The 14,851-nt window shown below is 63.4% G+C and carries 17 protein-coding genes and 6 tRNA genes; 16 read left to right on the plus strand and 7 right to left on the minus strand.

Annotation, left to right across the window (positions count from 1 at the left end; translation table 11 throughout):
• The first annotated feature begins 122 nt into the window (after positions 1-122).
• The 8 genes from ABLI39_RS02625 (at position 123) to ABLI39_RS02660 (ending at position 6,101) form a co-directional block, all read left to right on the plus strand.
• Complete coding sequence (locus ABLI39_RS02625) at positions 123-1,226, plus strand: tyrosine-type recombinase/integrase (RefSeq protein ID WP_502935178.1); 1,104 nt, start codon at positions 123-125, stop codon at positions 1,224-1,226.
• Positions 1,227-1,618: 392 nt separating this feature from the next.
• The gene (locus ABLI39_RS02630) at positions 1,619-1,846 is read left to right on the plus strand and encodes a helix-turn-helix transcriptional regulator (RefSeq protein ID WP_349411815.1); all 228 of its coding nucleotides are present in this window, start codon (positions 1,619-1,621) and stop codon (positions 1,844-1,846) included.
• Positions 1,847-1,863: 17 nt separating this feature from the next.
• On the plus strand, positions 1,864-2,655 hold the full coding sequence (locus ABLI39_RS02635) for a helix-turn-helix domain-containing protein (protein ID WP_349411816.1): 792 nt from the start codon (positions 1,864-1,866) through the stop codon (positions 2,653-2,655).
• 428 nt (positions 2,656-3,083) lie between these two features.
• Positions 3,084-3,785: a hypothetical protein gene (locus tag ABLI39_RS02640; RefSeq protein WP_349411817.1), complete on the plus strand. Its 702-nt coding sequence runs from the start codon at positions 3,084-3,086 to the stop codon at positions 3,783-3,785.
• Between the two features lie 51 nt (positions 3,786-3,836).
• Complete coding sequence (locus ABLI39_RS02645) at positions 3,837-4,388, plus strand: HGGxSTG domain-containing protein (RefSeq protein WP_349411818.1); 552 nt, start codon at positions 3,837-3,839, stop codon at positions 4,386-4,388.
• A 60-nt stretch (positions 4,389-4,448) separates the two neighbouring features.
• Positions 4,449-5,120, plus strand: a complete 672-nt coding sequence (locus tag ABLI39_RS02650) for a hypothetical protein (protein WP_349411819.1) — start codon at positions 4,449-4,451, stop codon at positions 5,118-5,120.
• A gap of 571 nt (positions 5,121-5,691) precedes the next feature.
• Positions 5,692-5,889, plus strand: a complete 198-nt coding sequence (locus ABLI39_RS02655) for a hypothetical protein (RefSeq protein WP_349411820.1) — start codon at positions 5,692-5,694, stop codon at positions 5,887-5,889.
• 5 nt (positions 5,890-5,894) lie between these two features.
• A complete protein-coding gene (locus ABLI39_RS02660) occupies positions 5,895-6,101 on the plus strand; it encodes a hypothetical protein (RefSeq protein ID WP_349411821.1) in 207 nt (68 codons plus the stop codon).
• A gap of 74 nt (positions 6,102-6,175) precedes the next feature.
• Here the strand turns inward: ABLI39_RS02660 and ABLI39_RS02665 are convergent, their stop codons facing one another.
• Both ABLI39_RS02665 and ABLI39_RS02670 read right to left on the minus strand, forming a co-directional pair.
• A complete protein-coding gene (locus tag ABLI39_RS02665; protein ID WP_349411822.1) occupies positions 6,176-6,316 on the minus strand; it encodes a hypothetical protein in 141 nt (46 codons plus the stop codon).
• Between the two features lie 35 nt (positions 6,317-6,351).
• A complete protein-coding gene (locus ABLI39_RS02670; RefSeq protein ID WP_349411823.1) occupies positions 6,352-6,723 on the minus strand; it encodes a hypothetical protein in 372 nt (123 codons plus the stop codon).
• Positions 6,724-7,090: 367 nt separating this feature from the next.
• Between ABLI39_RS02670 and ABLI39_RS02675 the strand changes: the two genes are divergently transcribed.
• Complete coding sequence (locus ABLI39_RS02675) at positions 7,091-7,738, plus strand: recombinase family protein (protein WP_349411824.1); 648 nt, start codon at positions 7,091-7,093, stop codon at positions 7,736-7,738.
• Between the two features lie 31 nt (positions 7,739-7,769).
• Here ABLI39_RS02675 and ABLI39_RS02680 read toward each other — a convergent pair whose 3' ends face one another.
• The 4 genes from ABLI39_RS02680 to ABLI39_RS02690 all read right to left on the minus strand — a co-directional run bounded on the left by ABLI39_RS02680 (position 7,770) and on the right by ABLI39_RS02690 (position 10,624).
• Positions 7,770-8,531, minus strand: a complete 762-nt coding sequence (locus ABLI39_RS02680) for a DUF5677 domain-containing protein (RefSeq protein ID WP_349411826.1) — start codon at positions 8,529-8,531, stop codon at positions 7,770-7,772.
• Between the two features lie 54 nt (positions 8,532-8,585).
• Positions 8,586-9,092: a DUF2510 domain-containing protein gene (locus ABLI39_RS02685; protein ID WP_349411827.1), complete on the minus strand. Its 507-nt coding sequence runs from the start codon at positions 9,090-9,092 to the stop codon at positions 8,586-8,588.
• A gap of 877 nt (positions 9,093-9,969) precedes the next feature.
• A complete protein-coding gene (locus ABLI39_RS17380) occupies positions 9,970-10,299 on the minus strand; it encodes a DUF6221 family protein (protein WP_502935176.1) in 330 nt (109 codons plus the stop codon).
• A gap of 250 nt (positions 10,300-10,549) precedes the next feature.
• Positions 10,550-10,624: transfer RNA gene (locus tag ABLI39_RS02690), tRNA-Val, on the minus strand.
• Positions 10,625-11,547: 923 nt separating this feature from the next.
• Between ABLI39_RS02690 and ABLI39_RS02695 the strand changes: the two genes are divergently transcribed.
• From ABLI39_RS02695 to ABLI39_RS02720, 6 genes are all read left to right on the plus strand, one after another.
• Positions 11,548-11,620 (plus strand) — tRNA-Gly (locus tag ABLI39_RS02695).
• Positions 11,621-11,670: 50 nt separating this feature from the next.
• Positions 11,671-11,741: transfer RNA gene (locus ABLI39_RS02700), tRNA-Cys, on the plus strand.
• Between the two features lie 40 nt (positions 11,742-11,781).
• A tRNA-Val gene (locus ABLI39_RS02705) sits at positions 11,782-11,856 on the plus strand.
• 58 nt (positions 11,857-11,914) lie between these two features.
• Positions 11,915-11,987 (plus strand) — tRNA-Gly (locus ABLI39_RS02710).
• 50 nt (positions 11,988-12,037) lie between these two features.
• Positions 12,038-12,112: transfer RNA gene (locus tag ABLI39_RS02715), tRNA-Val, on the plus strand.
• A 161-nt stretch (positions 12,113-12,273) separates the two neighbouring features.
• A complete protein-coding gene (locus ABLI39_RS02720) occupies positions 12,274-12,540 on the plus strand; it encodes an antitoxin (RefSeq protein WP_349411829.1) in 267 nt (88 codons plus the stop codon).
• A 140-nt stretch (positions 12,541-12,680) separates the two neighbouring features.
• Here ABLI39_RS02720 and zapE read toward each other — a convergent pair whose 3' ends face one another.
• On the minus strand, positions 12,681-13,718 hold the full coding sequence (gene zapE, locus ABLI39_RS02725; RefSeq protein ID WP_349411830.1) for a cell division protein ZapE: 1,038 nt from the start codon (positions 13,716-13,718) through the stop codon (positions 12,681-12,683).
• Positions 13,719-13,932: 214 nt separating this feature from the next.
• On the opposite strand from zapE, the gene ABLI39_RS02730 reads away from it, so the two are divergent.
• Positions 13,933-14,850, plus strand: coding sequence for a sulfurtransferase (locus tag ABLI39_RS02730; protein ID WP_349411831.1), 918 nt, complete (start codon positions 13,933-13,935; stop codon positions 14,848-14,850).
• The last annotated feature ends 1 nt before the right edge of the window (position 14,851 follow it).

Consider the following 14,851-nt stretch of genomic DNA (forward strand, 5'->3'; position numbering starts at 1 on the left):
TAGTACCGGCATAAGATGGCTCTGAACTGCGGATTCGTCCACCAGTATCGCCTGACTTGAATAGTCACAAACGGACATCGATTTACACTGGTATTGCACGTATGTTGCACGAACGGAGAATCATGGCCCCCTCAAGGCGAGGTTTCGGAGCTATCCGCAAGCTACCTTCCAAGCGTTACCAAGCTCACTATGTGGGCCCAGACACAGTAAAGCATCTCGCTTCGACCACTTTTGATACGAAAGAGGACGCGGAGGCGTGGCTGTCCGATCGTCGCCGCGAGATCAGCAACGGGACATGGGGAACCGCGCAAGCGGGGAAGGAGAAGAAGAACGGTACCTTCGGCGCCTTCGCTGAAAAGTGGATTGCGGAACGTGAACTGAAACCGCGCACCCGGGCGCACTATCGGTCGATGCTGGACGCCAAGATCCTCCCGACCTTCACGGACATCAAACTGACGGCGATTACAGCCCCACTAGTCCGGGAATGGCACTCGAGCCTAGGTTCAGCCCATCCAACGTCCAGGGCGCATGCCTACGGCCTCCTGCGGACCATCCTCGCCACTGCCGTTGAGGACGAACTGATCCCCGCGAACCCCTGCCACATCCGCGGCGCCGGAACTTCCAAGCGGGTGCACAAGATCAAGCCGGCGACGTTGGATGAAATCGCACTGCTGGTCCAGGCGATGCCGTCGAAGTACAAGGCCATGACGCTGCTGGCCGCATGGTGCGGCCTAAGGTTCGGGGAGCTGGTCGAGTTGCGCCGGGACGATGTCGACGTGAAGAACGGCGTTCTCCATGTCCGCCGCGGCGTCGTCAGGGCGGATGGCGAAGTCATTGTCGGCAAACCCAAATCGGATGCGGGTGTCCGCGACGTCGCGGTGCCCCCGCACCTGATGGAGATGCTCAAGGCCCATATTGCCGAGTACGCCCAGCCCGGGCGTAAGGGCTTGTTGTTCCCGACCGTCACGGGCGGGCACCTATCCCCCAGCACCCTCTACAAGAGCTTCTACAAGGCCCGCAAGGCTGCAGGCCGGGAAGATCTACGCTGGCACGATCTGCGCCACACCGGAGCCGTCCTGGCTGCCTCGACGGGGGCGACGCTGGCGGAACTCATGGCCCGGCTTGGCCACTCCACATCACAGGCCGCACTTCGGTATCAACATGCAGCGGCCGGGAGAGATGCCCAGATCGCGGCCAGGCTTTCAGAGATGGCCAGGGCAGAATAGGCGGTTGATCGTCCGCAAAGCACGATTGTTACGTTTTGTTACGGCGGGTTTCCGAGTTGCATCAGAAAAAATTCCTGGTGTCCACAAAATTGGAAGAACTTTTAGCACGCTCATCTAAAAATCGGCGAGATGACACGCCAGTATTACAAGCATGTAATTCGTCTTTTGTGGACACTCGTTTTGTACTCCACAGACCATCCACCGACTATCAACAACTTATCCACACAGGCGCCGCTCGGGCATGTTGCGTCCCCTCTGCCTAACGGCTCAAATGGTGAATGCCGGACACCCCCGGACATGAATACCCGCCAATAAGAAAGCGGGCCGCGTGATCTGAAAGTTTGGCGACAGAAGATCACGGGCCCGCGTAAACCCCAGTCAAGGACGTCTACGTGACCGATTCTAATCTCTCCAAGGGCCGCGAGCGCACCGCCGCACGCCGCTACGCAACACTTAGCGCCGGCTCCGCATACACGGGATTCTCTACCCGCACGCTGAGACGCTACATCGCTCAAGGCCGACTGACCGGCTACCGAGTCGGCCCCAGGCACATCCGAATTGACCTCAACGAGGTGGACGGCATGTTCTCTGCCATCCCGTCTGCGAACGATGCAGCCTAGGGAAATAGGCCGAGCGGATGAGCGAACGGTACTCGGATTGGGGCGGCCCGCTCATCAGCGTAGGCCGCTTCGAGTGGGAGCGCATCGTGCGCCAGTGCGTGTTCCCGAAGAAGTACACCAAGCTCGTGGCGTTCGTATTGGCAACCTACGCCGATACGAAAACTGGCGCGAATGTTCGTCCGGGTCAGAAGCGGCTGGCGATCCACACCGGCATCTCCGAGCGGGCAGTCCGTGACCACATCCGGGACTTGGAGGAATTCGGACTGATCATGTTGCTTATCGCCGGCAGTAGCTTCGGCCGGTCAGGCAAGGGCATGGCAACTCTTTACCAGCTCACCATTCCCGAGCAATTGGACGCCTGGTTCAAGACGGCCGAAGACAGCCTGGATATTTGGGATTTCGACATCGTCCATATCGCCAGGTCAGTCGAGGATCAGTGGAGGCAGGCGACCGCCGAAATGGTCGAACAGCGGAAGCTGGCTTCCGGTGTTAGTGACAGGGAATGGACGGTATCACCGGAAGTTGCCGACATATCACCGGAAGCTGACAGCACATCACCGGAAGCAGATGACAAGAACACCGGAAGCTGGCTTCCGCCTACCTCTGCATTACCTCTCCATGAAGTAAATCCCCAACCAACAAATCCTCAGGGCGGGTCGCTCACCTTAAGTGACGTAGGCACACGCGAGGCTCCGGACAACTCCCCAGACCCTTGGTTGGTCGATGAAAATCTCTCACTCGAAGACAACCGCCACAAGCAGATGGACGCCCTTCAGAAACTCATCGAGGCCGAAAGGAAAGCATCTTGACTACCGAACCCCCTTCGGTCCCGAGCGATTACGAGCCGAACAAATTTGTGCGTCAGTTCGCCAAGCACGAACTCCAGTGGCTCGCTGAACACCACATGCGGAAGGCACAGGAGGCCCACCAGGACGCCCGCGCATGGATGAACCGGGCATTAGTCGCAGAATCACAGCTCGCAGTCCTCAGGACCGCCTACGAGCCCACCAGCACTAAACGAAAGAACCCCACGCAATGAGAAATCAAGACATGAAAATCAGCCCGAAGCATTGGGGCGCCCGGTGAGCCGTGGATCACGCCGCCGCGCCATCCAAGGATCCCGCGCACAGGCCCGGACCGCGGACCAGGCCCGCCAACGGATCCAGGCGGCCGCGACGGACCGCGCCCGCTTGCGGGACAAAGCCCGCCGGCCACGCCGCCACGGAGGGCCTGCCGCATGAAAATCCTCGATCGGCTCCGCCGCAAACCCACCCCGGACACTAAGGAAATCCACCCCATGACCAATCCCACCACCGCGACCCCTCCCACCCCCGCCGAGCACCTCGACGCCGCACGCACCGACGCTGAGAGCGCCCAGATTCGCGCCGCCGGGCTCCGCGCCCGGCTTATCGACGGCGACCTGACCATCACCCCCGACGCCGTCGACGCCGCCGAGACACAAGCCAAGCACGCCGCCCTCGCCCTCGAAGCCGCAAACGCCGCATACCAAAAAGCCTGCGAACAGCAGCGTCGCGACGCATGGGCCGCCTTCCGCGATGAGCAACTTGGGCACCTGCTCGACAACCCGGCCTCCGAACTGTCCGCTGCGCTGGAGAAGCTCGCCCCCCGGGTCCGCGCCGCCGTGGCGGAACTCCATGCAGCCCTCACTGAGGCCCAGGAACCCGTGGTGCACCACAACGACGCCATTCGAGCTCTCACCCAGTACATGGCGGACGGTGGCTTCACGGATCCCGCCGACAACGCCGTCCAGCACGGCAGCAGCATCCACCTCAACGGCCGCGGTGGCGACCTGCTCGACCCGACAGTGACCGTGGACCTATGGCTCGCCACCGTCCTCCCAGACCGCAACGACATCGCGGCATGGCTGAGACGAGTTCGCGTGGCGCGCATCATCGCCGGCTTGAGCGAACCCGCATGACCGGCGGCCCGCGTTTGAACCCCATACATCACGGCCCCGATGGAGGACCCCATGCAAGCTCAATGTAGGGCGAATGCCCGCACCACCGGGGCGCAATGTTCGAACCCGCCCATGCAAGGCGGCACCGTCTGCAGAATGCACGGCGGCAGCAGCCCCGCCGTGAAGGCCGCGGCAGCCCGCAGGCTCGAGGTGGCGGCCGTAGAAGCGGACGTGGCTGCGGTGATCGCCTCCGAGGGATTGGAGGGCGTCACAGACCCGCTGGGGGCGTTGGCGCGGCTCGCTACAGAGTCGTTGGCCATGAAGACAGCTTTGGCGGCACGCGTGAACGCGCTTCAGGAAATCACGACGACGTCCAAGCTCGGAGTCGAGGGGCTGAAAGCGGAAGTGGCGTTGTACGAGAGAGCGCTCGACCGCACCGCGAAGTTCCTTGACCTACTGGCGAAGTCCGGGTTTGAGGAGCGGCGCCTCCGCCTCGATGAACGGACAGCCGGCATGTTTGTGACGGTCATGAAGAACGTCCTTAACCGGCTGGACCTCACGCCGACACAACAGTCGCTTGCCGGGACCGTCGTCCCGGCCGAACTGCGAGCCCTGGATGCCTGAGCCCGTGAAGGCCGCTCCCAATCGCCCCACTCAGCACAGCCAGTCCCTGAAGGAATCCACTTGGTAAACGCGATCCTCGGCTCGAACTACGACCTGACCCAGCTGCTCGCCCGCATGCAGGCGGACATCCGGCAGCTCGCAACCCAGCCTGTCCTCTCCCACGCCTCCACCGGCTCCGACCCGGGCACGCCCGGTATCTCCACGGACATCAACGGACTGCACGCCTTCGACTCGAGCGGAACTGAGACAGTGACGATCAGCGGGCAGGACGGGTCTGTAACCATCCGCGGGACATTGAACCTGCCCAATGGGTCTATCAACAATGCCGCGCTGGTGAATCCGATCCAGCCCGGCTCTGCTGGGCTTTCGGACCCAGGCCACGCCTACACGACGACATCCACGGTCTACGCTCAGCAGTCCATCGCCGTCCCCGCCGGTTTCACCCAAGCCCTGGTGTTTCTGGGCGTCTCCGGGGGCGCATGGAACAACACGGCAGCATACGACTACCTCTACGTGGCCGGTGATATCAACGGAAGCGCCGGGGGCAGTACTCCGCAGGGAGCCGCGGGCAGCAGCTATGGATCCGCGAGCGCCTTTGCGATCCGCACCCTGTCCGGTCTGTCGGGCGGTTCCATCACTGTCGGCTGCCGCATCTGGACCGGCGCGGCCGGATGGGCAGCGAACGGTTCGAACATCGCGAACACCAATGCGATCGTCCAGTTCCTCCGCTAGCTATGGGACGTGCGGGGCGCCGTTCATTCCGGGGTCGGCCGGGCGCGGCGTGGGCGGCCCCGGCGCTGGCTTGTTTGCGGAAGCGGGCGGCATCGGTGGAGCCACTGCCGGCGGCACTTCGCCTATCGCGGTGTTGTACGTCTTCGCTGGCACGGCTGCCGGTGCCAGGTCGACAGTCGCGGCCACTTCGGGCGCGGGAGCCACCACGACGGGCGGGCTTGCGAACTGCGGGGCCGGCTCGACGGCGGGCGCAGGGGCTACAGGTTCAGGCGTTGCGGTTGTCACTACAGGCTCCGGGGTCGGTGTGGGCGCGGCCGTGGTGGCCGGCGCCGAGGTGGTCACGGAAACAGCCGGTTCGGGTGCTGTCTGGGCATTTGCCGTGGCGATGAGGCCGAAGCCGAGTCCTACGGCAAGCAAGGTTGCCGCTCCGCCGAGTACAGCCGATTTCGTTTCCATACCCCCACCCTAGAGCGCACAATCGGAGATTAAAACCCCTTTCCACCATCGACTTGACGAAACCGGGCCCGCAGCGGGCCAGGACAATGAACAAAGTACGAGAGAGAACCCCCACATGAGCAATCAAGACGAGATCCTGAGCCAGCACTACGCCTTCATCCAGCAGATCAGCGCACAGCTGGAATTGGTCAAGGCTTCGCCGGAGGGGATCACACCGGAAGTCCTGACCTTCTTTGAGAACGCGATAGCGGCCCAGGTCGAGTGGCTGGCGTCCCACGACATCCTCTTTCCGGATCAGGTCATGGGACGATAAGGGACATGCAGGAGATCCAATCCGCACTTAGTCCGCTCACCAAGGCGCACGTGGCCACCGTCATGGCCCAGCTGGAGGCGCTGCTCGAAGCCCTCCCCACTGATGCCTCAAGTGACAAGGATGCACGTTTGAGGCACGACATCGAGGTGTTGCTCGCCGGATACAAGGCGGGTGCCCCTCGACGGCGGCCTAAGCCGCCAGCGACCGACTGACCCGCACTAACGCACGAAAGAGCCCTTCCCTACGGTTAGCAGCCGCGGGGAAGGGCTCTTTTTGGGTCTGCGGACTATTGCTGCCGCATGAGGTCAGCGCCGACCATCCCTGACTCGGCGCCGTGGTGCCCCACGTGGTATTCCTTCGGGATGAGGGACATGACCGCATCACGGGTTTCCTGAAGCGACAGGTCGGCGTCGATGATGGCTTGCACAGCCCTCCGCAGGGCCGCTGTGGGGCCCGCGGTCATTACTCTGCCGCCTGCTTGTTCAGGTAGGAAATGAGTTCGGCCCCGATCTTGGCGAAGAGGTCAGCGGCCGCGGCGATTTCTTCCCGCGTTCCCGTGAGTTCGAGAAGGTTGGATTCCGCGAGCACGTCCAGGCCAAGGCCCTCGAAGTCCTCCAGCGCGACCGTGAGATGCATCCCGATCGGGTGGCCGCCGGCGACCACGGTGGAAGCCGTCACGGTGGCTTCGTCACGGGCGTTCCGCACGAGGTGGTGAGCTTCGGTGCCATCCCACGGGGCGGTGAAGTTATACGCGTTGTCCTCGTTTGCCCGGTAGGTGCGGACCAGCTCCGACGGCGATGTCGCTTCGGCTTCATCCGCAGCGTACTGAAGCATGGCATCCAGACGCTCGAAAGCGTTTACAGCGGCAGGTGAATCCACTGCGCCAGTGTAAACGTCCGCATTCAGGACCGAGCAGAGTCCCCCATCAGGGGCCCAAGTCAGGATTGCAGCCGTCTCGGGAAGGCCGTTGACCAAGTAGGTCGCGTGGATCTTCGGGCCAACCCATCCCTCAGGGCGGTCGGTGAAGTCGGCGGCGGTTGCTCGTCTGAAACCTGCGGGAACGCGGACTGATGCTTCGTCTCGGATCGTCTCGGTGCTGGTGCTCATGATCTTCCCCCTATGGAGTGGACTGGCTGACATTCATGAGACTAGACGAGATTCCTCATTTACACAATGGGAACCCTTAATGTATATTCAAACAATGAACAGCAACCAGCCACTCAAGGTCATCGGGTACATCCGAGTTTCGACGTCGAAGCAGGACATCGGCCCAGAAGTGCAGCGAGCCGCACTGGAATCTGAGGCCAAGCGCAACGGCTGGGACCTCACGATTCGCAGGGAAGAAGCAGCATCGGGCAAGAGCCTGAAAAATCGGCCCGTGCTCGCCTCAGCGCTCGCGGACCTCAAGGCCGGCGCCTATGGGGCGCTGGCCGTTTCGAAGCTTGACCGCCTGTCCCGTAGCGTGGCCGACTTCGCCGGGATGCTGGAGACGGCGAACCGTCAGCGCTGGGCCCTCATCTGCCTTGACCTCGGTATCGATACTTCCACCATTACCGGGGCGGCTATGGCACAAGTTACTTGTACTTTCGCGGAGATGGAGCGCAAGAAAATTGCAGAGCGCACGCGGGACGGCATGGCTAAGATCAAGGCCACCACGGGCAAGCACATGGGGCGCCGGAGCACACTGCCTGAGGCAACCATCCGCCGGATCATGTCAGAGCGCGAGGGTGGCGCATCTCTGGCCGGGATTGCCCGGACCCTCAACGAGGGGGCTGTGCCGACTGCCGCGGGCGGGAAGTGGTACGCCTCGACAGTGCGACAAGTACTCGGGAGCGCGGCGGCGCGCTAGGCCCAGGACCCTGACGCTTGCAAGTCCTCGACTATGCGGACAGCCTGCCAAACCGCTGGCCGAATCCATCCAGCTTGGGCTGGAAGTAGTCAGTGAGACCCACCACCCTTGAGTATCCGCTGAGGGCTACATGGAATGCTACGGCCGCCTTCGCCGCCGTGTTGTCCACGGTCTCGGGCGTGTGTCGCAGACGGAATCCGGGTCCACGGGACTCGCCCTCCGGAATCGGCGAGTAGTAGGCGCTCGCGCTCTGGAGCGTAGCGTGCGACGTTTGCGTGTCATACAGCCACGCGGGGTAGAGATTGCCAATGTCATCTTTGAACAGCCGAGCCATGTGCGCAAGATTGCCGTACGTATCGAGCTCTGTGTGCTGCTTGTTGGCTTCCCGGATCAGCGCTTCGATTGTCTCTAGTGTCGGTGCGTCCAACGACCAGCCCACACTTTGCGCCTTCTTGATCTTTTCAAGGCTTTCTCCCTGACGTCGGCGAAGAACCTCAATCACTTTGCCCCTATCGGCCTGCAGCCACCACAGCCACATGGAGTGCTCAACGGCACTGCGAAGGAGCGGGGCGACCTCTTCCGCGAGTTCCATCTCCGCGAGGCGAATGGCTCCTTCTCCGGATCGGGCAACCCGGGCTGTCCACCCCCAAGCCACGGCCGAGACGGTCCACTCCGTGAAAGCGTCGCGTCCGCCGTCTCCGAACGGCGCCGGCGTCGGCTCAGGGCCGCTCCGCCAGGTTGCCTTCATGTCCCAAAACAGCCGGCGAAAGGCCTTGGCCCTTGTCTTCTCCATGCAGCTCCCGTCTTCCTCAGCCGGATCGTCAAACCATTGGCCTCTCGTTCTGTCCTAACCGACGCTGACGCTGCCATTCCACTGGTGGTCTGTCGAGCTGTACGTGAGAGAACACGTGTAGTTTGAGCGGATCTTAGCGCCGAAGCTATTCTGTGAGTCCACCGACCCGGCGACGTTCCAGCTAGTCCCCGAACCTGAGACCCTCTCGCTGTTGAAGTCCGCCGTCGACGGTGCCTTCAGTTTGTCTTGAACCATTCCGCGGCAGGCGACCTTTGCGTGGGCGCCGTCGCCCAAAGTTGCCGGGTCCACCTTGCCGGCGTTTGCCACGCAACTAGACATTATGCCGCCGATGATCAGCGAAAGGACCAGGAACACACCGCACCCGATGGCCGTTTGCTTCGGGGTGGTCTTCGGCTTTTCGACGACGGGGGCCGCCTGCTTAGCTCCTGCCGGGTTCGGTGCAGGGAACGCCCGCACTTCTTCCCTCCACGTCGCTCCGTCCCAAAACCGCTGCTGCGGTTGGCCTGCCGGATCCGGATACCAACCTGCTGGATTGCTCAATATTCCCCCCTTGAATTGGCCGCTGAACGTGCCGTCGTGATCGTAACAAGACTTTCCACGACCAACCTTGAAGTGGCGAACGGCGCGTCCACGAGCGCCGATGAGTTCAGCAGTACCGGGGCGGTTCGCCCCGCCTGCGGTGGAGGCGGGTCAAGCGCGGTGGCGCAGCAGCCTCGCTCCCTTTGAGGATTGAATCGAGGTGGGCTTCCGTGAAGCGGATCGTGCGGGGCCCAAAGTCAAGGTAGGGCCAGGCGCCGCTGCGGGCTTTGGCCCGGACGGTTACCGGAGAGAGTTGGAGAATGTCAGCAATTTCGGTGACGGAGTAGATGCGTGGCGCGTTCGGTGCGTCGTCGTTCAAGGGAATCCGATCGGTATGAGTAGCTAGTGCATTACCGACCGAAGATAGCCCGGATACGCCCAAAATTCCACTAAATCGTTGACACATCTCGGAATTGATGGTATGGGCACTAAATCTTCGTGTTTCAAACATGCGGGGGCGACGAGCGTGGAGGGTGACTCCCCCCAAAGTCGTTGCCTGGAGCCACCTTCGAGAGACATATTACAAGTGATATGCATCACAAAGCCAGGTTGACGCACACATTACCCGCCAGTACCGTTAACGACGGTTCTCAGGTTTCCCCCATGATCGGAGAGCCGTCCCTATGAAGCTCCCCCGCACCAAGGTCGCCCCCGACACGGTGCGGGGGCGTTTTTACGTGCCGGCCAACCTTGCGCGTCCTCGTGTGCTTGGTGGATGTCGGCCTGCCACTGACCATTGACCTGGATCGAGATCAGCCCCTATTTTATATATCGGCCATCCGACTCAACCCAGGAGGGCCACCTCCTGAAACGCCCCCGCGCACGATGCCGACCCCGGCTAGCGAGGGGGCGTTTCTTCGCGTTTGGCAGCCTCTGACCTACAAGCTCGCCAGTCGATCGGGTAATCCGGGTGCCGGCGGTATGCCGACGCGAGGATGGCCAGCATGGCGCTGCTTACTGCGGTGAGCCCTGACCCCGATTCGGCGGGTGACCGTAGACCCTCGGCGCCTGCGGAGGTCACCCACCGGTCCAAGATGGCGCGCTTCATTTCGCACTCGGCAAGCAGGCCACGAGCGAGGCCAGCCGTCGGTGAATCACGGACGTCGGCGTGGAGAAGCGCGCACTCCTCTTCCGAGATACGCGCTTCCAGGAATTCCACAATGTCCACGAGAGAAGTTTGCCACCCTTGACCCCGGCGTCGTTACACTCAACGGGCAACGGCTCCGGGGCAGCAGCAAAAGTGGTATCGCAGCAGTCCGCAGACAGTCCGCGAACGCAGCAGACCAGGCAACGGCAGCCATCTCCAGGAATCCATAGAATTCGGGGGTCTTTGAGGGGCGACGGAGGGGCCTATTGCACGTGTGTTGCACGAGAGGCGCCTTCCCTAGTGGGAAAGCGCCTCTGACCTGCGGTTTCATTGGTGGGCGATACTGGGTTCGAACCAGTGACCTCTTCGGTGTGAACGAAGCGCGCTACCACTGCGCCAATCGCCCCGGTGCCATTGAATGCTAGCCCACCCCGGCGGAAATCCGAAATCGGCGCTTTCGACGGCGGCACGGCGCCGGTGGGGCACCCCTGCGTCCCCGGCCGCCGCCGTCGGATTCGGGTACTTTCGGTGCCCACTGGCCACAAGTGGCCGCAATTCGGGTCGACTTAGCGGCCATCTTTGGTGAATCGATGGGCCCCTGCGCCCGCTGACCCTCCCGGAGCCGCCGAGCCGAGTGCTTTCGGCGCCAACTTGCCACAAATGGCCGCTAAGCGGGCCGGCAATGCGGCCATCTTTGGTGAATCGACGGACCGGGGTACCCTTTCCTCCCCGGCCGCCGCCATCGGAGTCGGCCGCTTTCGGTGCCCACTTGCCACACGTGGCCGCTTAACGGGCCGGCAATGCGGCCATCGTTGGTGAATCGATGGCCGGGGTGCCCCTGCGTCCCCGGCCGCCGCTGTCGGAGTCGGCCGCATTCGGCGCCCACTTGCCACAAGGGGCCGCTATACGGGCCGGCAATGCGGCCGCCCTTGGCGAATCGATGGAGCGGCTGGTCCGGGCAGGCCTGCGCCTCACCCACTTGCCACAAATGGCCGCAATCCGGGCCGACTTAGCGGCCGTCTCTGGCAAATGGCGGAACGGGCTCGCCCCGCCGAATCGCAGCCCTGCCCCGGCGCCGCTCCTGCACTGACGGCGCGTCTGCCGCCGTCGGCGTCGGACACCACGTCGGCCACCCCGCCCAGGCGACGCAAGAATGGAGGGCGAATTACACAGCTGTAATTAGCAAAATCCCCTAGATTGCAGGGAAGGGCGGGGGTGCGCCGGCGCGGATGGCGTCCCGATTTGTAGATTGCCTGAACCTCCTATAGAGTTCTTACTCGTTGGAACGCGAGGAATTGCCGATTACGGCAGCGAATCGCAAGCAACACTGCGGACGTAGCTCAGCTGGTAGAGCACCACCTTGCCAAGGTGGATGTCGCGAGTTCGAATCTCGTCGTCCGCTCGCAGGACACTGTCACGGCAACGGTTTCTTTTGGGAAGCCGGAGCTACACGGTGGGTTGGCCGAGAGGCGAGGCAGCGGCCTGCAAAGCCGTATACACGGGTTCGAATCCCGTACCCACCTCGGTGAAAACCCTGGTTTCCGGTTCCGGCCGGATCAAAAGGGGCGATTGGCGCAGCGGTAGCGCGCTTCCCTGACACGGAAGAGGTCACTGGTTCGATCCCAGTATCGCCCACCAAAGCAAGGAAACTTGCTTGATCCAGTACCGCCGGCACCGCCGGAACGGACTAAAAAATGCGGACGTAGCTCAGCTGGTAGAGCACCACCTTGCCAAGGTGGATGTCGCGAGTTCGAATCTCGTCGTCCGCTCTGTTGTTTCATCAGATTCACACAACTCCACTCCGGATCCTTCCGGTTGCGGGCGATTGGCGCAGCGGTAGCGCGCTTCCCTGACACGGAAGAGGTCACTGGTTCGATCCCAGTATCGCCCACCATACAAAGCAGCTCTCCCGGGGGCTGCTTTTCCGTTACCCTGGCCGGCCCTCCGGCACAGAGTCTTTCTCCTCTGGGCGTACACCCTTGGCACCTCCATGTCCGCCGGTTAGGATCGGAAGCGCTAGGAGCGATCTGGCTCCGCGACCGAAGGGAGGTGCCCGTGGGATTACTTGACGATCTAAAGGGCAAGGCTCAGCATCTGATTGGTGGCAACGAACAGGCCATCAAGGACGGTATCGAAAAGGCGGGTGATTTCGTCGACTCGAAGACCGGCGGAAAGTACGCCGACAAGGTCGATGCCGCTCAGCGAGGCGCCTCCGACTTCGTGGACAACGCGGACGGCCGGCCGGAAACGGCCCCCACCGCAGAGCCGCACGTCGCGGAAGTGCCGCCCGTCCCCGGGGAACCCCGGCAGCCGGGCCTCTGACCCAGGTACGTCAGCGAGGTGCCGGTCCCGCCGAGAGGCGGCGCCGGCACCTTTGTCGTTTCACGACCAACGCGGGGTCACTTACGGCCCACCCGAAGCCTCCGGATGGGCCGTAAGTGACCCCGCGCTGCCGTTACGAGCTAGGACGGCTCGTGGTTCTGGCCCTCCCGGGCCAGGGCAGTGAGCCGGGAGACAGCGCGGAAGTACTTCTTCATGTACCCGCCGGTCATCATTTCCTCGGTGAAGAGCTGGTCGAACGGCACGCCGCTGGCCAGGATCGGCACATCCTTGTCATACAGCCGGTCCGCCAGGACAACGAAGCGCAGCGCCACGGCCTGCTCGGTGATGGTTTCCACGTTGCGCCAAACGACGCCGTCGATCCCGTCGATCAGCTGCCGGTAGCGGCTCGGGTGGACGCCGGCGAGGTGGTTGATCAAGGTGCTGAATTCATCCTTGGCCACGGTCTGGCCGTCGAACTCCGCCTGCATGTGGTGCGTCAGCTCGTCGTTGCGCAGCGGTGCCGGGGCCTTCGGCAGGCCGCGGTGCCGGAAGTCCTCGCCGTCGATCCGGACGACGTCGAACTGGTCGGCCAGCACCTGGATCTCGCGAGCGAAGTCGACGGCGGCGAAGCGGCCGTCGCCCAGGGACCCGGGCAGGGTGTTGGACGTCGCGGCCAGCTTGACGCCGGCGTCGGCCAATTCGCGCATCAGCCGCGACATCAGGACCGTGTCGCCCGGATCGTCGAGCTCGAACTCATCGATGCAGACCAGCCTGTAGTGGCTGAGCGCCTCCACCGTTTTGCGGAAGGACAGGGCTCCCACGAGGTTGGTGTACTCCACGAAGGTGCCGAAGGCCTTGGGGCCCGGGGCGGCGTGCCAGAGCGAGGCGAGCAGGTGGGTCTTGCCGACGCCGAAGCCGCCGTCGAGGTAGATGCCCGCCCGCGAGGTGTCCTTCTTGCCGAAGAGCCGCTTGAAGAGGCCGTCGCCGTCCCCGGCTCCGACGCCGGCCGCGAATTTTTGCAGGGCATGGACCGCGTGGGCCTGGCTGGGCTGGGCCGGGTCCGGCCGGTAGCTGGCAAAGGACACCTCACCGAAGCGCGGCGACGGATAAAACCCGTTGAGGAGTTCATCCACGGAAACCGCCGGTGTTCTGGCGGCGAGCTGTTCGATCTGTACCAAGGTGGTCCGTTCTGCTGGTCTCGTGTCCCCAGAAAGGATACCGGCAACTGCCCCATTCCCTTCCGGACGCCGGAACGGACGTGACCAAGGCCATATTTCCGACTATGTAGCCCGGGGAAGCAATCCTGCCGGGGCGTGGTTAGTGTGGAGGCAGGCCCGGCGCCGCGCACCACCACCGCCCGGCTTCCCGACCGCCCAGTGAAAGGCCATCTTCATGCCCTACCCCGTTGAGCAGAACGAGAAATTCGCCGCCTACGCCCATCCGGAGCGCCTCGTCTCCACCGAATGGCTCGCGGCGGCGATTGACGGCGGCGCCCTCGACGGCGGGAAACTGGTGGTCGTTGAATCCGACGAGGACGTGCTGCTGTACGAAACCGGCCACATCCCGGGCGCGGTCAAGATCGACTGGCACACGGACCTGAACGACGAGGTCACCCGCGACTACGTCGACGGCGCAGCCTTTGCTGCCCTCGCCGCGGCCAAGGGCATCTCCCGCGACAGCACCGTGGTGATCTACGGCGACAAGTCCAACTGGTGGGCCGCCTACGCCCTGTGGGTCTTCACGCTCTTTGGCCATGAGGACGTCCGGCTGCTCGACGGCGGCCGCGACAAGTGGATCGCCGAGGGCCTCGCCCTCACCACGGACAAGCCCGCCGTCACGCCGGGCGAGTACCCCGTGGTAGAGCGCAACGACGCCCCGATCCGCGCCTTCAAGGACGATGTGCTGGCCCACTTCGGCAAGCCGCTGATCGACGTCCGCTCCCCCGAGGAATACACCGGCCAGCGCACCCACATGCCGGCCTACCCGGAGGAGGGCGCCCTGCGCGGCGGCCACATCCCCACCGCGGCGTCCATCCCGTGGGCCCGCGCTGCCGCCGAGGACGGCACCTACCGCAGCCGCCCCGAACTGGAGGCGCTGTACCTGGACGAAGCGGGACTCAAGGAAGGCGACGACGTCGTGGCCTACTGCCGCATCGGCGAGCGGTCCAGCCACACCTGGTTCGCGCTCAAGTACCTGCTGGGCTTCGATTCTGTCCGCAACTACGACGGATCCTGGACCGAATGGGGCAACGCCGTCCGCGTCCCGATCGCCAAGGGCACCGACCGCGGCACCGTCCCCGCAGGCAAGTAAA

Source organism: Pseudarthrobacter sp. B907 (assembly GCF_040137805.1).
GTDB lineage: Bacteria > Actinomycetota > Actinomycetes > Actinomycetales > Micrococcaceae > Arthrobacter.

Bases quoted from the DNA above. Each gene is read 5' to 3' on its own strand.
- ABLI39_RS02625 (WP_502935178.1), top strand. From the start codon at position 123: ATGGCCCCCTCAAGGCGAGGTTTCGGAGCTATCCGCAAGCTACCTTCC.
- ABLI39_RS02635 (WP_349411816.1), top strand. From the start codon at position 1,864: ATGAGCGAACGGTACTCGGATTGGGGCGGCCCGCTCATCAGCGTAGGC.
- ABLI39_RS02640 (WP_349411817.1), top strand. From the start codon at position 3,084: ATGAAAATCCTCGATCGGCTCCGCCGCAAACCCACCCCGGACACTAAG.
- ABLI39_RS02645 (WP_349411818.1), top strand. From the start codon at position 3,837: ATGCAAGCTCAATGTAGGGCGAATGCCCGCACCACCGGGGCGCAATGT.
- ABLI39_RS02655 (WP_349411820.1), top strand. From the start codon at position 5,692: ATGAGCAATCAAGACGAGATCCTGAGCCAGCACTACGCCTTCATCCAG.
- ABLI39_RS02660 (WP_349411821.1), top strand. From the start codon at position 5,895: ATGCAGGAGATCCAATCCGCACTTAGTCCGCTCACCAAGGCGCACGTG.
- ABLI39_RS02670 (WP_349411823.1), bottom strand. From the start codon at position 6,723: ATGCTTCAGTACGCTGCGGATGAAGCCGAAGCGACATCGCCGTCGGAG.
- ABLI39_RS02675 (WP_349411824.1), top strand. From the start codon at position 7,091: ATGAACAGCAACCAGCCACTCAAGGTCATCGGGTACATCCGAGTTTCG.
- ABLI39_RS02680 (WP_349411826.1), bottom strand. From the start codon at position 8,531: ATGGAGAAGACAAGGGCCAAGGCCTTTCGCCGGCTGTTTTGGGACATG.
- ABLI39_RS02730 (WP_349411831.1), top strand. From the start codon at position 13,933: ATGCCCTACCCCGTTGAGCAGAACGAGAAATTCGCCGCCTACGCCCAT.